The sequence below is a fragment of the Erythrobacter sp. genome (assembly GCF_035194505.1).
In the GTDB taxonomy this organism is placed as follows: domain Bacteria; phylum Pseudomonadota; class Alphaproteobacteria; order Sphingomonadales; family Sphingomonadaceae; genus Erythrobacter.
This window is the reverse complement of the sequence record NZ_CP136573.1, coordinates 876,445-893,204: the sequence shown is the minus strand read 5'-3', so window position 1 is coordinate 893,204 and position 16,760 is coordinate 876,445. Positions and strand designations below refer to the sequence as shown.

Annotated in this window: 14 protein-coding genes; 5 read left to right on the top strand and 9 right to left on the bottom strand. The window is 66.3% G+C overall.

Going from position 1 to position 16,760, the window contains the following annotated elements; all coding sequences use genetic code 11:
• Positions 1 to 5 precede the first annotated feature (5 nt).
• The 9 genes from lpdA to RSE14_RS04390 all read right to left on the bottom strand — a co-directional run bounded on the left by lpdA (position 6) and on the right by RSE14_RS04390 (position 10,006).
• Positions 6 to 1,412, bottom strand: coding sequence for a dihydrolipoyl dehydrogenase (gene lpdA, locus RSE14_RS04430; RefSeq protein ID WP_324076032.1), 1,407 nt, complete (start codon positions 1,410 to 1,412; stop codon positions 6 to 8).
• Between the two features lie 39 nt (positions 1,413 to 1,451).
• The gene (locus tag RSE14_RS04425) at positions 1,452 to 1,922 is read right to left on the bottom strand and encodes an acyltransferase (RefSeq protein WP_324076031.1); all 471 of its coding nucleotides are present in this window, start codon (positions 1,920 to 1,922) and stop codon (positions 1,452 to 1,454) included.
• 14 nt (positions 1,923 to 1,936) lie between these two features.
• The gene (gene odhB / locus RSE14_RS04420; protein WP_324076030.1) at positions 1,937 to 3,166 is read right to left on the bottom strand and encodes a 2-oxoglutarate dehydrogenase complex dihydrolipoyllysine-residue succinyltransferase; all 1,230 of its coding nucleotides are present in this window, start codon (positions 3,164 to 3,166) and stop codon (positions 1,937 to 1,939) included.
• A gap of 52 nt (positions 3,167 to 3,218) precedes the next feature.
• Entirely contained in the window at positions 3,219 to 6,014 is a 2,796-nt protein-coding gene (locus RSE14_RS04415; protein WP_324076029.1) for a 2-oxoglutarate dehydrogenase E1 component, read from the bottom strand.
• A 78-nt stretch (positions 6,015 to 6,092) separates the two neighbouring features.
• Entirely contained in the window at positions 6,093 to 6,983 is an 891-nt protein-coding gene (sucD, locus tag RSE14_RS04410; RefSeq protein ID WP_324076028.1) for a succinate--CoA ligase subunit alpha, read from the bottom strand.
• Entirely contained in the window at positions 6,983 to 7,231 is a 249-nt protein-coding gene (locus RSE14_RS04405) for a hypothetical protein (RefSeq protein ID WP_324076027.1), read from the bottom strand. Before RSE14_RS04405 ends, sucD begins: the two co-directional genes overlap by 1 nt.
• Positions 7,228 to 8,190: a malate dehydrogenase gene (mdh, locus tag RSE14_RS04400; protein ID WP_324076026.1), complete on the bottom strand. Its 963-nt coding sequence runs from the start codon at positions 8,188 to 8,190 to the stop codon at positions 7,228 to 7,230. The genes RSE14_RS04405 and mdh overlap by 4 nt, the downstream gene beginning before the upstream one ends.
• A gap of 248 nt (positions 8,191 to 8,438) precedes the next feature.
• Entirely contained in the window at positions 8,439 to 8,774 is a 336-nt protein-coding gene (locus RSE14_RS04395) for a hypothetical protein (protein ID WP_324076025.1), read from the bottom strand.
• A 125-nt stretch (positions 8,775 to 8,899) separates the two neighbouring features.
• A complete protein-coding gene (locus RSE14_RS04390; RefSeq protein ID WP_324076024.1) occupies positions 8,900 to 10,006 on the bottom strand; it encodes a cell wall hydrolase in 1,107 nt (368 codons plus the stop codon).
• A gap of 112 nt (positions 10,007 to 10,118) precedes the next feature.
• Here RSE14_RS04390 and RSE14_RS04385 point away from each other — a divergent pair, with 112 nt between their 5' ends.
• From RSE14_RS04385 to RSE14_RS04365, 5 genes are all read left to right on the top strand, one after another.
• Positions 10,119 to 11,006 (top strand): ABC transporter substrate-binding protein, encoded by an 888-nt coding sequence (locus tag RSE14_RS04385; protein ID WP_324076023.1) that lies wholly within the window; start codon positions 10,119 to 10,121, stop codon positions 11,004 to 11,006.
• Entirely contained in the window at positions 11,003 to 11,989 is a 987-nt protein-coding gene (locus RSE14_RS04380) for a FecCD family ABC transporter permease (RefSeq protein WP_324076022.1), read from the top strand. Before RSE14_RS04385 ends, RSE14_RS04380 begins: the two co-directional genes overlap by 4 nt.
• Entirely contained in the window at positions 11,989 to 12,729 is a 741-nt protein-coding gene (locus RSE14_RS04375) for an ABC transporter ATP-binding protein (protein ID WP_324076021.1), read from the top strand. Before RSE14_RS04380 ends, RSE14_RS04375 begins: the two co-directional genes overlap by 1 nt.
• Before the next feature lie 493 nt (positions 12,730 to 13,222).
• Positions 13,223 to 16,117 (top strand): excinuclease ABC subunit UvrA, encoded by a 2,895-nt coding sequence (gene uvrA, locus RSE14_RS04370; protein ID WP_324076020.1) that lies wholly within the window; start codon positions 13,223 to 13,225, stop codon positions 16,115 to 16,117.
• A gap of 197 nt (positions 16,118 to 16,314) precedes the next feature.
• The gene (locus RSE14_RS04365; protein WP_324076019.1) at positions 16,315 to 16,677 is read left to right on the top strand and encodes a DUF7662 domain-containing protein; all 363 of its coding nucleotides are present in this window, start codon (positions 16,315 to 16,317) and stop codon (positions 16,675 to 16,677) included.
• The last annotated feature ends 83 nt before the right edge of the window (positions 16,678 to 16,760 follow it).

Sequence of the window (16,760 nt, the reverse complement as noted above, 5' to 3'; positions counted from 1 at the left end):
CCCGATCACATGTGGATCGGCTTGCCCGTTACCGCCATCGCCGCTTCCTTGAAGGCTTCGGCGTGGGTCGGGTGCGCGTGGCAGGTGTAGGCGATATCCTCGGAGGTCGCGCCGAATTCCATCGCCTGCGCGGCCTGGGCGATCATCGTGCCAGCCAGCGAGTTGATCATCCACACGCCCACCACGCGGTCGGTTGCGGCGTCCGCGATCACCTTGACGAAGCCGTCGGTGTCGCGGTTGGCCTTGGCGCGGGAGTTGGCCATCATCGGGAACTTGCCGACCTTGACGGCGAGGCCCTTCTCCTTGGCTTGCTCCTCGGTGATGCCCACGCCCGCGATTTCCGGCGCGGTGTAGACGACGCTGGGGATCACATCGTGGTTCACGATGCCGGTAAGGCCGGCGATGTTCTCTGCCACGGCAATGCCTTCATCCTCGGCCTTGTGGGCGAGCATCGGGCCGGGCACGACGTCGCCGATCGCCCAAATGCCGGGGACACTGGTTCGGAAATCGTGGTCGATATCGATCTGCCCGCGATTGTTGACGGCAAGCCCCGCCTTGTCGAGCGCGAGGCCATCGGTGTTGGCGCGCCGGCCGATCGCGACCAGCACGTGGCTGGCGGTGACGGTCTTGGCCTCGCCGCCCGCCGCCGGTTCGACGGTGAGGGTAACGGTCTTGCCCTTGACGCTTGCGCCGGTGACCTTGTGGCCGAGCATCATGTCCATGCCCTGCTTCTTGAAGATCTTCTGCGCTTCCTTGCGCACTTCGCCGTCCATGCCGGGAAGCAGCTGGTCGAGGAATTCCACCACGGTGACCTTGGCGCCGAGACGCCGCCACACGCTGCCCAGTTCGAGGCCGATCACGCCGCCGCCGATCACCACGAGGTGCTCGGGCACTTCTTCAAGATCGAGAGCGCCGGTGGAATCGACGATGCGCTTGCCTGCGTTGTCGACCGCAACACCCGGCAGCGGCGTCACGCTGGAGCCGGTGGCGATGACGATGTCCTTGGCGGTGACCTTTTCGCCCGCGACGTTCACGGTGTGCGCGTCTTCGAAGGCGGCATGGCCCTTGAGCCAGGTGACCTTGTTCTTCTTGAACAGGAATTCGATTCCCCCCGTCAGCTCGCCCACGGCCTTGGTCTTTTCGGCCATCATCTTGCCGAGGTCGAGCGTCGGGGTAGCGGTGATGCCCCAGGTGGCGAAATGGCCGCCCGCGGCTTCCTCGAACAGTTCCGAGCCGTGCAGCAGCGCCTTCGAGGGAATGCAGCCGACATTGAGGCAGGTGCCGCCCAGCGTCTCGCGCGATTCCACACAAGCGGTCTTGAGGCCAAGCTGCGCGGCACGGATCGCCGCGACATAGCCGCCGGGCCCGGCACCGATGATCAGCACGTCGTAATCGTAATTATGGTCAGCCATTGGGGTGATCCTGTTTCTTCCTGCGTCTATGTGGTGACGCTAAACATTCTGGCGATGGGCAATCTCGGCGCGGACGGCCTCGAAGGTGGATGCGAGTGTGCGTCCGTGACGCGTGGTGGTTATCCCTGAGCGGATGATCCGGGCCGGATTTCCGGCGACGAGCGAGCCCTTGGGAACATCCTCTGTCACCACCGCGCCCGCGGCAATGATGCACTGGTCCCCGATGCTCACCCCCGGCAGGATGATCGCATTGGCCCCGACAAAACAGCGCGCCCCGATATGTGTATCGCGGTGATAGCCGCCGACGAAATCGTGGGTCAGGATGCGCGCGCCCGGAGCGATCATCGTGGCATCGCCGATATGCAGGCCCGCCGGATGGGTGAAATCGATAAAGGCCTTCCCCGAAATCCGCACATCCGCGCCGATATCCATGCCCCAGATCCCGCGCAGCCACACAGCCCGCACCTTTGTGAGGGCAATCTGCAGGCTGGTGCGCAACCGGACGAGCATGGCGCATCGGTTCCTTACAGGTCGATCAGCATCCGGGTGGGATCCTCGATCGCTTCCTTGATGATCTTGAGCGCGGTCACGGCCTCGCGCCCGTCGATCAGGCGGTGGTCGTAGCTGAGGGCGAGATACATCATCGGGCGGATCACGATCTGGCCGTTACGGACGACCGGGCGATCCTCGATGCGGTGGAGGCCCAGCACCGCGCTCTGCGGCGGGTTGATGATCGGGGTGCTCATCAGCGAGCCGAACACGCCGCCGTTGGAGATGGTGAAGGTGCCGCCGGTCATGTCTTCCATGGTCAGCGTGCCGGCCTTGGCGCGGGCACCGAAATCGGCAATGTCCTGCTCGATCCGGGCAAAGCCCTTCTTGTCGGCGTCGCGGATCACGGGGACGACGAGGCCGTTGGGGGCGCTGACAGCCACCGAGATATCGACATAGTCGTGATAGATGATCTCGTCGCCGTCGATATAGGCGTTCACCGCGGGCACGTCCTTCAGCGCAAGGCAGGCGGCCTTGGCGAAGAAGCCCATGAAGCCCAGGCGAATGTCGTGCTTCTTGGCGAACAGGTCCTTGTACTTGTCGCGCGCTTCGATGACGGCGCTCATGTCGACATCGTTGAAGGTCGTCAGCATCGCCGCATTGTCCTGCGCGGCCTTCAAACGCTTGGCGATGGTCTGGCGCATGCGGGTCATCTTGACGCGCTCGCTCCCGCGCGCGCCGCCAGTGGCGACGGGGGCAGGCGCTGCGGCGGGCGCGGCAGCGGTGGGAGCGGGAGTGGCCGGACCCTTGGCCTTGGCTTCGGCGGCGGCGAGCACGTCTTCCTTGGTCAGGCGGCCGTCCTTGCCCGAGCCCTTGATGGTCGAGGGATCAACCCCGTGTTCGAGCACCGCGCGGCGCACGGCGGGCGACATGGTCTGGGCCGGGGTGAGCAGTTCCTCGGTCGCCGCAGGGGCGGGGGCTTCGGCCTTGGCGGCGGCAACGGCGGGGGCTGCCGCAGCAGCGGTCGCGCCGGCTTCGATCACCGCGATCACCGCGCCCACTTCCACCGTGTCGCCCACGGCGGCGCGATGTTCGGACATGATGCCTGCAACCGGCGAGGGCACGTCAACCGCGACCTTGTCGGTTTCGAGGCTGCAGATCGGCTCGTCCGCGGCGACCGCTTCGCCCGGCTGCTTGAACCATTCGGCGATGGTGCCTTCGGTAACGGATTCGCCGAGGACGGGGACTTTGATTTCGGTGGCCATTTTAATGGGTTCCTGAAACTTGCTTTAATCTCGTGTGAAGTGTGGCGGGCCGTTACAGCCCCAGCGCGGCAGCGACGAGCGCTTCCTGCTGGGCCTTGTGGCGGCTGGCGAGACCGGTCGCGGGGGAGGCGGCGGCATCACGGCCGGCATAGACCGGGCGCATGCCTGCGTGGCCGGCTGCGGTGAGCGATTCCTCGATCCGCTCGTTCACGAAGAACCACGCGCCATTGTTGCGCGGCTCTTCCTGACACCAGACCACCTCCTTGAGGTTTGTCATGCGCTTGAGGCGGATCGCCAGCGGATCGCCGGGGAAGGGGAAGAGCTGCTCGATCCGGACGATCGAGACATCTTCCTTGCCCGCCGCATCGCGCGCTTCGATCAGGTCATAGGCGACCTTGCCCGAGCACAGCACCAGACGGCGCACCTTGTCGTCGGCAATGTCCTTCGTATCCGAGAGGATGCGGCGGAACTGCTTTTCGCCGAGGAAATCGGCCTTGGCGCTCTTGGCCATCGGGTGGCGCAGCAGCGACTTGGGGCTCATGATGACGAGCGGCTTGCGGAAGCTCCGCAGCATCTGGCGGCGCAGCACGTGGAAGTAGTTCGCCGGCGAGGTGATGTTGCACACGCACATATTGTCGTCGGCGCACAGCTGGAGGAAGCGCTCGAGGCGCGCCGAGGAGTGCTCGGGGCCCTGGCCTTCATAGCCGTGCGGCAGCAGCATCACGAGGCCGTTGGCGCGCAGCCACTTGCTCTCGCCGCTCGCCACGAACTGGTCGATCATGATCTGGGCACCGTTGGCGAAGTCGCCGAACTGGCCTTCCCACAGCACGAGGCTGCGCGGATCGGCCATGGCGAAACCATATTCGAAGCCGAGCACGCCATATTCCGAAAGGGTGGAATCGTGCACTTCGAACTTGCCATGCGGGAGCGTGGAGAGCGGCACGAATTTGCGCTCGTTCTTCTGGTCGACCCACACGGCGTGGCGCTGGCTGAAGGTGCCGCGCCCGGAGTCCTGCCCCGAGAGGCGCACCCCGTAGCCTTCCATCACCAGGCTGCCGAAAGCCAGCGCCTCGGCGGTCGCCCAGTCGAAGCCTTCGCCCGAGCTGAACATTTCGCGCTTGGCGGCGAGCACGCGGTCCAATGTCTTGTGGATTTCGAGATCGGCAGGGACTTCGGTCAGCACGCGGCCGAGCGAATCCAGCGTCTTGGGCTCGATCGCGGTTTCGACCGAGCGGCGCGCGGTTTCCGGGTCCGCCGGCTTGTTGAGCCCGCTCCAGCGGCCGCCGAACCAGTCGGCCTCGTTGGCCTTGTAGTTCTTGCCCGCCTCGAACTCGTCTTCCAGCAGAGCGACGAAATCGGCGGCGATCTGCTCGCGCGTGCCAGCCGGAACCACGCCCTCACGCACCAGCCGCGCTTCGTAGGAGACGCTGACCTTGGGGTGGGCGCGGATCTTGTCGTACATCAGCGGCTGGGTGAACTTGGGCTCGTCGCCCTCGTTGTGGCCAAAGCGGCGGTAGCACCACATGTCGATCACGACATCGCGGTGGAAGGTCTGGCGATATTCGACCGCGAGCTTGCAGGCGAAGGTCACCGCTTCGGGATCATCGCCGTTCACATGCAGGATCGGCGCCATCACGCCTTTGGCCACATCCGAGGGATAGGGCGAGGAACGCGCGAATTTCGGCGAAGTGGTGAAGCCGATCTGGTTGTTGATGATGAAGTGGACGCAGCCGCCGGTGTCGTAACCCGGCACGCCCGAGAGCGAGAGGCTCTCCCACACGACGCCCTGGCCCGCAAAGGCCGCATCGCCGTGGATGAGGACGGGGAGCACCTGATCCTTCTTCTTCAGATCGTCGCGGATCGCCTGCTGCGCGCGCACCTTGCCGAGCACCACCGGGTTCACCGCTTCGAGGTGCGAGGGGTTGGGCACGAGGCTCATGTGCACCGAAATCCCGTCGAACTCGCGGTCGGTCGAGGTGCCGAGGTGATACTTCACGTCGCCCGAGCCGCCGACATCATCGGGGCTGGCGCTGCCGCCGGAGAATTCGTGGAAGATCACGCGGTAGGGCTTGGCCATCACGTTGGCGAGCACGTTCAACCGGCCGCGGTGGGCCATGCCGTAGATGATCTCGCGCACGCCCGCGCTGCCGCCGTGCTTGATCACGGCTTCCAGCGCCGGGATCATGGATTCGCCGCCATCAAGGCCGAAGCGCTTGGTGCCGACATATTTCTTGGCGAGGAATTCCTCGTAGCCTTCCCCGCGCAGCACGGCGGCGAGGATCGCCTTCTTGCCTTCGGGGGTGAACTGGATCGTCTCGCCGGGCTTTTCGAACTTGTCCTGCAGGAAGCGGCGTTCCTCGGTGTCGGCGATGTGCATGTATTCAAGGCCGACCTTGCCGCAGTACACTTCGCGCAGGCGTTGGTGGAGCTTGCCGACCGTGGTCCACTCCATGCCCAGCACGCCGCCGACATAGACGTCCTCGTTCTCCTTGCCCGCAAGGCCGTGCCATTCGAGCGTGAGATCAGCCGGGCCTTCGCGGTTGCTGAGGCCGAGCGGATCGAGGTCCGCCGCCATGTGGCCGCGCACACGGTAGAGCCGCACCAGCGTCATCGCCGCGATCGAGAGCTTGGCCGCCTTTTCGATAGCCTGCGGATCAGCCGCCTTGCCGGCATCCTTGGCCGCCTTGGCGAGCGCGATCTTCATCTCGGTCGGGTCCATCGCCGCGGTGAGATCCGCGCCGCTGTCCGCCAGCGTATCGAGCCAGCCGCGCTTCGCCCACGAAGGGCCGGGCTGCGGGCCTTCCTGATCGCTGAAGGCCGGGATGAAGTTCTGCTGTTCGTTGCCCATGTCGGGACTCCTGGGGAGGAGAAAGGGGGAATTCATGGCCCCTCGCGTCACGCGTGCGAGGGGCCGTTAGTCGTCAGATCAGGCGTTCTCTTTCAGCATCGCGGCCAGCGTTTCGCCGAGCAGCGAGGGCGAGGGGCTGACGCGGATGCCCGCATCTTCCATCGCCGCGATCTTGTCCTCGGCGCCGCCCTGACCACCGCTGACGATGGCGCCAGCGTGGCCCATGCGGCGGCCCGGAGGCGCGGTGCGCCCGGCGATGAAGCCGACCATCGGCTTCGAACGGCCCTTGGCGCGCTCGGCCTTGATGAAGGCGGCGGCTTCTTCTTCAGCCGAACCGCCGATTTCGCCGATCATGATGATGCTTTCGGTTTCCGGATCGTCGAGGAACAGGTCGAGCACGTCGATGAAGTTGGTGCCGTTGACCGGATCGCCGCCGATGCCGACCGCGGTGGTCTGGCCGAGGCCTGCCATGGTGGTCTGGTGCACGGCTTCATAGGTGAGCGTGCCCGAGCGCGAGACGATGCCGACAGAGCCCTTCTTGAAGATGTTGGCCGGCATGATGCCGATCTTGCACTCGTTCGGGGTCAGCACACCGGGGCAGTTGGGGCCGATGAGGCGCGACTTGGAGCCCTGAAGCGCGCGCTTGGCGCGGACCATGTCGAGCACCGGAATGCCTTCGGTGATGCAGATGATCAGCTCGATCTCGGCATCGATCGCTTCGCAGATCGCGTCAGCGGCGAACGGCGGCGGGACGTAGATGCACGAAGCGGTCGCGCCGGTCGCAGCCTTGGCTTCGCGCACGGTGTCGAACTGCGGCAGGCCGATATGGGTGGTGCCGCCCTTGCCGGGGGTCACGCCGCCGACCATCTGCGTCCCGTAATCGAGCGCGGCCTGGGTGTGGAAGGTGCCGGTGTTGCCGGTCATCCCCTGGGTGATGACCTTGGTGTCTTTGTTTACGAGGATGGACATCAGGAATTGACCTTTTCGTCTTGGATTTCTGGGTTCGTAGGTTTGACCAGTCGGGCGATCAGGGTTCCGAGTAACAGCAGGAAACCCAAACCCGCTGCCGACAGGCCCAGGAAGGGGTAGATCAGCAGTGCCTGTCCGTCTCCGCAGCCACCACTATTCAGAGCTTCGCAAGGCAGCACGAACGGCACCGAGGCGATGATCGGGCCGATCACCATTGCCGCAACGCCGATCTTGCTGACCGTCTTCACGCAAGGCTGCCATCCAGCGCCTTGCACGCTTCAAGCAGTTCCTTGACCGCATCGACGCTGACGCCGAGGTTGGCCTTTTCCTCGTCGGTGAGGCTGATCTCGATCACTTCCTCTGCGCCGCCTGCGCCGATCACTACGGGGACGCCCACGTAGAGCCCGTCGACGCCGTACTGGCCGTCAACCTGCACCGCGCAGGGCAGGATGCGCTTCTGGTCATAGAGATAGGCTTCGGCCATCGCGATCGCGCTGGTGGCGGGGGCGTAATAGGCCGAGCCGGTGCCGAGCAGCGCGACGATCTCGCCGCCGCCCGAACGCGTGCGCTTGACGATCTCGCCCAGGCGCTCTTCCGAGATGCCCTTGATTTTGGCCATGTCGGCGACCGGAATGCCGTTGATGGTCGAGTAGGACAGCACCGGCACCATGGTGTCGCCGTGGCCGCCGAGCACGAAGGCGTTCACGTCCTTCACGCTCACACCGAATTCCCACGCGAGGAAGGTGGCAAAGCGCGCCGAGTCCAGCACGCCGGCCATGCCGACGACCTTGTTGGCGGGCAGGCCAGAAAACTCGCGCAGCGCCCAGACCATCGCGTCGAGCGGGTTGGTGATGCAGATCACGAAGGCATCGGGGCAGTTGGCAGCAATGCCTTCGCCCACAGCCTTCATCACCTTGAGGTTGATGCCGAGCAGGTCATCGCGGCTCATGCCGGGCTTACGCGCGACGCCTGCGGTGACGATGACAACGTCAGCGCCGGCGATGTCGGCATAGTCATTCGAACCCTTGATGCTGGCATCGAAGCCTTCGACCGGGCCGCACTGTGACAGGTCCAGCGCCTTGCCCTGCGGCACGCCTTCGACCACGTCGAACAGAACCACATCGCCAAGGCCTTTGGTGGCGGCGAGGTGAGCGAGGGTGCCGCCGATATTCCCGGCGCCGACGAGGGCGATCTTCTTGCGGGCCATGATTGAGGACTTCCTTCCCTGATCCATCGGGACGAAGTTGTTGAGGCGCATGCGAGAGCGTGACGCCGGTGCCAGCCCCCGTCCCAAGCGACCGGGCACCCGTTACGAGACGGGCGGTAGGCCGCTCAAAGGCCGATTGCAACCATCAAAAACCCGCTTTGGCCAACTATCTTTGCAAACAGTTCGCAGTTGCATTAAGCTGCTGCACCCAAGGCATCAGGGAAAGCGCGTAAGCGGCGTGAGGCCTGTCACGCCGGGATCAGATCGCGCTTTGCCGCTGCGGCAAGGCGGCGGTCGAACATTCCGGTGATCGCGATCCAGCGCTCCGTGGCCGGATCATTGCCTTCGCCAGCGGCATGAACCGCCTCGGCATGGGCGACGCGCGGTGCATCGAGCCCGTGGCGCGCAAAGTGGCGCAGTGCCTCGACCAGCACCGGATCGAAGGCACCGGGAACCGGGGCCTCATCCTCAGCGCCATCATCATTGGCCGCCAGCACCCGCACGCGCGTCACCAGCCCGCGCCCTGCCGCATGGCGACCGGCGGTGCGGGCGGGATCGAAGGCGGGGGCGAGGCGGATCGACATAGGGGGCGTGCGTCCTGTTAGCGGGGTTCGGATGAACCGCCCTAACGGCAAGCGCCTGAAGCCTTGGTGCCGAAACAGGGTTTCGGCGGTCTTAACCCTGTCATACGGGCAAGGAGAGGCGGAGATTACTGTCCGGGGGCGGCCGCAGCAGGGGCGGCGGCGGTATCGGCCGGACGCGCCTTCCACTGGCCAGCACGCGCATATTCCGCCTTCACCGCGCCCGTGCCGCTATAGGCGGGCGTGCCGGAAGCGGCGCCGGCGGGTGCCACAGGCGCAGCCGGCGTTCCAGCCTGCGCCGGAGCAATATCATAGCTGATCGCCGGACGGGCCGCGCCCGCATCCGGCAGGCTCGCTGCCGCGCTTGTCACCCGCGCCAGCGGGCCGCTTTCCAGCCCGGCATAGGCCGAATTGAAGGCGCTCTTCTCGCCCGCATTGCCGCGCAGCCGGTAAAAGCGGTGCGCGCCGATCGTGCCGAGATGGTCGAGCGTGCCCGCCCAATAGGGATTGACCCAGAGCGTGTGGTAATGGGTCGCAAGGCCGACGGGCGCATAGACGCTGCCCGAGAGCGCTTCCGCCGCGATGCGCTGCGCCCGCGCCCAGCTTGCGCCGCCCGGGCGGCGGGCAAGGCTGCCGTCGCAGGTGAAGGTGAACTGGCAGCCGGTCTTGCGCTCCGAGCCCTGATAGACGACCCCGCACACGCTCGACGGCCACGAGGGATGCGCCACGCGGTTAAGCACCACCTGCGCGACGGCGCGCTGGCCGGCCTCGCTCTCGCTGGCGGCCTCGTACCACACGGCCTGCGCCAGACATTCCTGCGCGCGGGCATGGCTGAGGCCGACGCCGGCGGCAAAGAACGGCTTGGCCGGAGCGCCGACATCGATCAGCGCGCCCAGCTCGCGCCCGTCTTCCGCGCCCATTCGCAGCGGATCGTCGGTCGGCAGGGCGACCAGCGCGGTGCCGGCGGGATCGGCCATGTAGAAATAGGCCGAGCCGGGAAAGCTCATGCCGGGGCGCTCGAAAGGCAGGGCGGCTTCGGCGGCCTGACGGGTGGCGAGCGCGGCGCTCGGCTCGATCGCGGGGCCGGGCAGGGCCAGAAGATTGCCGGGGGCGGCCAGCGCGGGGACGGCAATCGCGGCGGCCAGCACCGCCAGCCGCTTGCGCCACACGCTACCCGCACCGAAAGCGGCGGAAAGCGAGGCGAAGATCGCGTTGGGTTTGCGGGCGCGGGCCATAATCTGAGGCCTGCCCTAGCGCGCGCGAAACCCGCCCGCGAGCGCTGGCTTGCCTCGCGTCCCGAAACCGGACAGGCGGGCAGATAGATGTCAAACCGGGGGCACACCTTGCGTGGGGGCACCGCCCGCCCTATCGCTGGCGGGGCAGATGGAGCGGGATCGGACCAGCACGAAATGGCACTGCGCGCGCGGCTGGCTGGGGCTGGGCGCGGCGCTGCTCGCTGCCGCCTGCGCGCCCGCTGCTGCCGATGGCGTTCCGGCAAAGCACCCCACCATCGTCAGCCTCAACCCCTGCCTCGATGCGATCCTGGTGGAACTAGCCGGGCCCGAGCAAGTGCGCGCGCTTTCGCATTACAGCCGCGATCCCGGATCGAGCTCGATCCCGCAGGAAGTCGCCGCGCGCTACGGCGTCACCAGCGGCACGGCGGAGGAGGTGATCGCCTTGCAGCCCGATCTCGTCCTCGCCTCGGTCTATCTGCCGCAGCCGACCAAGTCTGCGCTCACCCGCGCAGGCCTCACCGTCGCCACCTTCGGCAGCCCCACCAGCATTGCCGAGAGCGCGGCGCAGGTGCGCGAAGTGGCGCGCCTCACCGGCCATGCGGCCGCGGGTGAAGCGCTCGCTACACGCATCGGTCAGCGCCCGCAAAACACCCTCCGGCCCGTCAGCGCGCTCCTGTGGCAGCCGGGCGAGATCGTCGCAGGCGAGGCGACCCTGATTGCCGAATTGCTCGGGCAGGAAGGCTTCTCCAGCCACGCAGCCGCCAACGGGCTGGGGCAGGCCGACCGCGTCAGCCTCGAATGGGTCATCAAGCATCGCCCCGCTGTGCTGCTGGTGGCGGGGGATTCCCAGGGCCAGCGCCATCCGCTGCTGAAGGGCGCGTGGAAGCGGATGCTGATCGCGGAGTTTGACCCCGCACTGCTCTATTGCGGCGGGCCGACCATCCCCAAGGCCCGCGACCGCCTGCGCGAAATCCGCCAAGAGGTGGAGCGCATGCCATGAACCGCGCGAGCCTTGTCTTCGCCGGTCTGCTGGCGGTGCTGCTGCCGCTGTCGCTGCTGGCGGGGCGCGTGTGGATCCCGCCGCTGGGCGACGGCACGCCCGATGCCGTGCTGATCCTGATGGAGCTGCGCTTGCCGCGCGCGGTGCTGGCGCTGGCGATCGGCGCGGGGCTGGGCGCGGCCGGGGCGGCGATGCAGGGCTACTTGCGCAATCCGCTGGCCGACCCGGGCCTGTTCGGCATTGCGCCGATGGCGGCCTTGGGTGCGGTGGCGAGCTTCTGGATCACGCCGCTGCTCCCCGCATCCCTCGCGCCGTGGGGCCTGCCGCTGCTGGCGCTCACCGGCGCGGGGGCGGGGATGGCGGGGCTGGCGCTGATCGCCGGGCGCACCGAGTCAGGCGCGGGCGGGGGGATTGCGCTCTTCACGCTGGCGGGCCTGATGCTGGCGAGCCTTGCCGGCGCGCTCACCGCGCTCGCCATCACGTTCGCGCCCAATCCCTTTGCCCTATCGGAAATCGTCATGTGGCTGAACGGCGCGCTGACCGACCGATCGTGGCACGAGGTCGCGATTGCCGCGCCGCTGGTGGCGGGCGGGCTCGCCGTGCTGCTGGTGGCGGGTCGCAGCCTCGATGCGCTGACGCTGGGCGAGGAGGCGGCCCGCTCGATGGGTCTCGATCCGCGCCGCCTGCTGGTGCTGCTGGTGGCGGGCGTCGGCCTGACTGTGGGCGCGGGCGTGGCGGTGGCGGGGATCATCGGCTTTGTCGGCCTGATCGTCCCCCATCTGGTGCGGCCCCTCACGGATCGTCTGCCCTCCAGCCTGATCGTCCCGAGCGCGCTCGCGGGCGCGTGCCTTGTGCTGGCGGCCGACAGCGTGGTGCGGATCCTGCCGCTGGTGACGGAACTCAGGCTCGGCATCGCGCTGTCGCTGATCGGCGCGCCCTTCTTCGGCTGGCTGCTGGTGCGGATGCGGCGGGGAGAGGCGTGATGCTGGCGGCCGAGAACCTTGCCCTGATGCGCGGTGGCAAGCGGGTGGTCGAGGGGCTGTCCGCCAGCCTCGCGCCCGGCACGATCACCGCGATCCTCGGCCCCAATGGTGCGGGCAAATCGAGCCTGCTGATGGGCCTTGCCGGATTGCTGGAGCCCGCGGAAGGACGGGTGATGCTGGATGGGCAGAGCCTTGCCGAGCTGCCGCCGCGCAAACGGGCGCGCAGCATCGGCTATCTTCCGCAGACCCCCGAGATTGCGTGGGATGTTGCGGTCCGCAATCTCGTCGCGCTGGGCCGCCTGCCTTGGGGCGATGACGGGGCCGATGCGGTTGCGGCGGCGATCACCGCGCTGGGGCTGGAGCCGCTCGCAAACCGCCCCGCGAGCCACCTGTCCGGCGGGGAACGGGCGCGGGTGCTGCTGGCGCGGGTGCTGGCCGGAACCCCGCAATGGATCCTCGCCGACGAGCCGCTCGCCGCGCTCGATCTGGCGCATCAGCTCGGCCTGATCGCCCACCTCAAATCCTGCGCGGCGGCAGGGCAGGGCGTGGTGGTGGTGCTCCACGATCTGGCGCTGGCGATGAACCATGCGGACCGCGTGCTGGTGCTCCACGAAGGCCGGCTGGTCGCCGATGGCACGCCCGCAGCGGCGCTGGGGGCGGAGGTGATCGAACAGGTGTGGGGCGTCAAGGCGCGGTGGCTGGGCGAGCCGGGGGCGCGGGCGCTGACGGTTTCGGACTAGGGAGTCAGGTTGAGGGGCAGGGCAGCCCGCAGGCATCCCGGCCCCTCAAGCCATCAGCACTGCATCCGGAACGGTTCACCTCCCGAGGTCGGGACAGTGACCCCCGGCGCGCACACGTTCCGGCGCTTTGCTGTTGGCAACCAACAGCCAGGTTGCGACCCTCAAGGGGACCCGGCCACATGCGGCAGCAAGGCCACCCTGATGCCGCAAAACGCCCATGCTGACGACTTCAGATTTTCTGTAGGGCGGCATAGATTTTCACCATCGCACTGAAAATGTAGCAGAAATTATCGGCCTTCCCTTCGCACAAGCAGACAGGCGGGGCGGCATGGTGCACTTGCACACAGCTGCGGGGAAAGCCGTAATTTCGCAGAAACCTCCGCGCCCTTCGCCCGTTGCCATAATGCTGCTGCATCCTATCTGCGGTGGCCTGCGGATAAACCCGTAGCAGCGCCCTTTACATCAGCGAACATTTGCGGAACACGTCACGCCCATGAGCCTTACCCAAATCAGCGTGCGCGGTGCGCGCGAGCATAATCTCAAGGGCATTGATATCGATCTTCCGCGCGATGCGCTGATCGTGGTCACGGGCCTGTCGGGCAGCGGCAAGTCGAGCCTCGCCTTCGACACGATCTATGCCGAGGGCCAGCGCCGTTACGTGGAATCGCTGAGCGCCTATGCGCGCCAGTTCCTCGAGATGATGCAGAAGCCCGATGTCGAGCATATCGACGGCCTCTCGCCCGCGATCTCGATCGAGCAGAAGACCACCAGCCGCAACCCGCGCTCCACCGTGGCGACGGTGACCGAGATCTACGACTACATGCGCCTGCTCTGGGCGCGGGTCGGCACGCCTTATTCGCCTGCCACAGGCGAGCCGATCTCTGCCCAGACCGTCAGCCAGATGGTCGACCGCGTGATGGCCCTGCCCGAGGGCACGCGCGCCTATCTGCTCGCCCCCGTGGTGCGCGGGCGCAAGGGCGAATATCGCAAGGAAATCGCCGAATGGCAGCGGCAGGGCTTCACCCGCGTGCGGATCGACGGGGAGATCTACCCGATCGAGGAGGCCCCCGCGCTCGACAAGAAGTTCAAGCACGACATCGAAGTGGTGGTTGACCGGATCGCGGTGAAGGACGGCTTGCAGACGCGGCTCGCTGAAAGCTTCGAGACCGCGCTGAAACTGGCCGAGGGGCTCGCCTATGTCGATCTCGCCGATGGCGTGGTGCCGGGGCGCGAGAGCGAGGCGCAAGGCGGCGCAATGAAGGGCGCAGGCCTGCCCGCCAACCGCATCGTCTTTTCCGAGAAGTTCGCCTGTCCGGTCTCCGGCTTCACCATCGAGGAGATCGAGCCGCGCCTTTTCTCCTTCAACGCCCCGCAAGGCGCGTGTCCGGCGTGTGACGGGATCGGCGAGAAGATGCTGTTCGATCCGCAGCTGGTCGTCCCCAACGAGGCGCTCACGCTCAAGCAGGGCGCGGTCGTGCCCTGGGCCAAGTCCAACCCGCCGTCGCCCTATTACATGCAGGTGCTCGCGAGCCTCGCCAAGGCATACGGTTTTGACCTCACCACCCCGTGGAAGGACCTCGCCCCCGACCAGAAGCTCATCATCCTCCATGGCACGGGCGGGCTGCCGGTGCCGCTGACCTTCAAGGATGGCCGCCGCGAATACACCGTCAACAAGGCCTTCGAAGGCGTCATCGGCAACCTCAATCGCCGCTTGATGCAGACCGAAAGCGCGTGGATGCAGGAGGAGCTGGCCAAGTACCAGACCGCGCAACCCTGCGAGACCTGCGGCGGCAAGCGCCTCAACGAGAAGGCGCTCTCGGTGAAGGTCGCCGGCAGCGACATCGCCACCCCGGTGGCGATGAGCGTGGCCGATGCCAAGGCATGGTTCCTCGCCCTCGACGCGCAGCTCACCCCCCAGCAGTCGCAGATCGCCAAGGCCATCCTCAAGGAGATCAACGAGCGCCTCGGCTTCCTCGACAATGTCGGGCTCGACTACCTCAACCTCGATCGCACCTCCGGCACCTTGTCCGGGGGCGAGAGCCAGCGCATCCGCCTCGCCAGCCAGATCGGCTCGGGCCTGTCAGGCGTGCTCTACGTGCTCGACGAGCCCAGCATCGGCCTCCACCAGCGCGACAATGACCGGTTGCTGGAGACATTGAAGCGCCTGCGCGATCTCGGCAACACGGTGATCGTCGTCGAGCATGATGAAGACGCGATCCGCGCCGCCGATCACATCGTCGATCTCGGCCCGGGCGCGGGCGTGCATGGCGGGCAGGTGGTGGCCGAGGGGACGCTCAAGCAGATCCTCAAGGCCAAGGGCAGCCTCACCGCGGACTACCTCACCGGCAAGCGCAAGATCGACGTGCCGGAGAAGCGCCGCAAGGGCAACGGGCACTTTATCGAGGTGAAGAACGCGCGCGCCAACAATCTCAAGGGCGTCACCGCCAAAATCCCGCTCGGCACCTTCACCTGCATCACCGGCGTCTCGGGCAGCGGCAAATCCTCGCTCACCATCGACACGCTTCAGGCCGGCGCATCCCGCGTGCTCAACGGCGCGCGGGTGATCGCGGGCGCGCATGACGAGATCACCGGCCTCCACCACTGCGACAAGGTGATCGAGATCGACCAGTCGCCCATCGGCCGCACCCCGCGCTCCAACCCCGCCACCTATACCGGCGCCTTCACCCAGATCCGCGACTGGTTCGCAGGGCTCCCCGAAAGCCTCGCGCGCGGTTACAAGCCCGGCCGCTTCTCCTTCAACGTCAAGGGCGGGCGCTGCGAGAAGTGCCAGGGCGACGGCCTCATCAAGATCGAGATGCACTTCCTCCCCGACGTCTACGTCACCTGCGAGGAGTGCCACGGCAAGCGCTACAACCGCGAGACGCTCGAGGTGAAGTTCAAGGGCCATTCCATCGCCGACGTGCTCGACATGACGATCGAGGACGCCGAGGAGTTCTTCAAGGCCGTCCCCCCGATACGCGAGAAGATGCGGATGCTCAACGAAGTGGGCCTCGGCTACGTGAAGGTGGGCCAGCAGGCGACGACCCTGAGCGGCGGCGAGGCGCAGCGCGTGAAACTCGCGAAAGAACTCGCGCGCCGCAGCACCGGACAGACGCTCTACATCCTCGACGAGCCGACCACCGGCCTCCACTTCGAGGATGTGAGGAAACTGCTGGAGGTGCTCCACCGGCTGGTCCAGGGCGGCAATTCCGTGGTGGTGATCGAGCACAATCTCGATGTGATCAAGACGGCGGACTGGATTATCGACCTCGGGCCTGAGGGCGGGGTGCGTGGTGGGGAGGTGGTTGCCGTTGGGACACCCGAACAGGTCGTCGAAGAACCACGATCATTCACCGGACAATACCTCGCGCCTTTGTTGGCGAAGTAATCCTCCCCTTCAGGGGAGGGGAACCATCCCGGACTTGATCCGGGATGGTGGAGGGGCGGGCTTGGCTTCTCCGAAGCCCCGTCATGCCGAACTTTTTCGCATCCAGCTCGCGAACCACACGCTCATTGCAATATATACATTGACATACAATATATATTGGCGTAAATATCGAATCATTCCACGAAAGGAGAATTGATATGTCGTCGAAATATACGAAGCTTACAGAATACCTCGCCTCGCTCGACACGAAGCGGTGGACTGCGACCTTTGAGCAGATCGAACGGGTGTTGAGGTTCCCCCTCCCGCAGAGCGCCCGCGAACACCAAGCGTGGTGGTCTAACCAGATGCGATCGCAAAGCCTTGGCTGGCAGCTCGCAGGATGGAAGACGGCCGATCTAGACCTGAGGAATGAGCGTGTGACCTTCGTGTATGTCGCAGGCGATGCTCCTCAACCGGAAATTCCGCAAGTCGAACCCTTGACTATTCAGGAAGCGAAGGAGGGGCTGGCAACGAGGTTTGGGGTCGATCCCAGCCAGATCGAAATCACTATTCGGGCATGATGACGCAGTAGCTGGGGCGGGTTCGACTTCTCCGAAGTCTGAAGTTACCGCCCCGTCATGCTGAACTTGCTTCAGCGTGCGCG

Excerpts from the sequence above, each read along its gene's own strand:
- lpdA (WP_324076032.1), bottom strand. The coding sequence starts at position 1,412 with ATGGCTGACCATAATTACGATTACGACGTGCTGATCATCGGTGCCGGG.
- RSE14_RS04425 (WP_324076031.1), bottom strand. The coding sequence starts at position 1,922 with ATGCTCGTCCGGTTGCGCACCAGCCTGCAGATTGCCCTCACAAAGGTG.
- odhB (WP_324076030.1), bottom strand. The coding sequence starts at position 3,166 with ATGGCCACCGAAATCAAAGTCCCCGTCCTCGGCGAATCCGTTACCGAA.
- RSE14_RS04415 (WP_324076029.1), bottom strand. The coding sequence starts at position 6,014 with ATGGGCAACGAACAGCAGAACTTCATCCCGGCCTTCAGCGATCAGGAA.
- sucD (WP_324076028.1), bottom strand. The coding sequence starts at position 6,983 with ATGTCCATCCTCGTAAACAAAGACACCAAGGTCATCACCCAGGGGATG.
- mdh (WP_324076026.1), bottom strand. The coding sequence starts at position 8,190 with ATGGCCCGCAAGAAGATCGCCCTCGTCGGCGCCGGGAATATCGGCGGC.
- RSE14_RS04395 (WP_324076025.1), bottom strand. The coding sequence starts at position 8,774 with ATGTCGATCCGCCTCGCCCCCGCCTTCGATCCCGCCCGCACCGCCGGT.
- RSE14_RS04390 (WP_324076024.1), bottom strand. The coding sequence starts at position 10,006 with ATGGCCCGCGCCCGCAAACCCAACGCGATCTTCGCCTCGCTTTCCGCC.
- RSE14_RS04380 (WP_324076022.1), top strand. The coding sequence starts at position 11,003 with ATGAACCGCGCGAGCCTTGTCTTCGCCGGTCTGCTGGCGGTGCTGCTG.
- RSE14_RS04375 (WP_324076021.1), top strand. The coding sequence starts at position 11,989 with ATGCTGGCGGCCGAGAACCTTGCCCTGATGCGCGGTGGCAAGCGGGTG.
- uvrA (WP_324076020.1), top strand. The coding sequence starts at position 13,223 with ATGAGCCTTACCCAAATCAGCGTGCGCGGTGCGCGCGAGCATAATCTC.
- RSE14_RS04365 (WP_324076019.1), top strand. The coding sequence starts at position 16,315 with ATGTCGTCGAAATATACGAAGCTTACAGAATACCTCGCCTCGCTCGAC.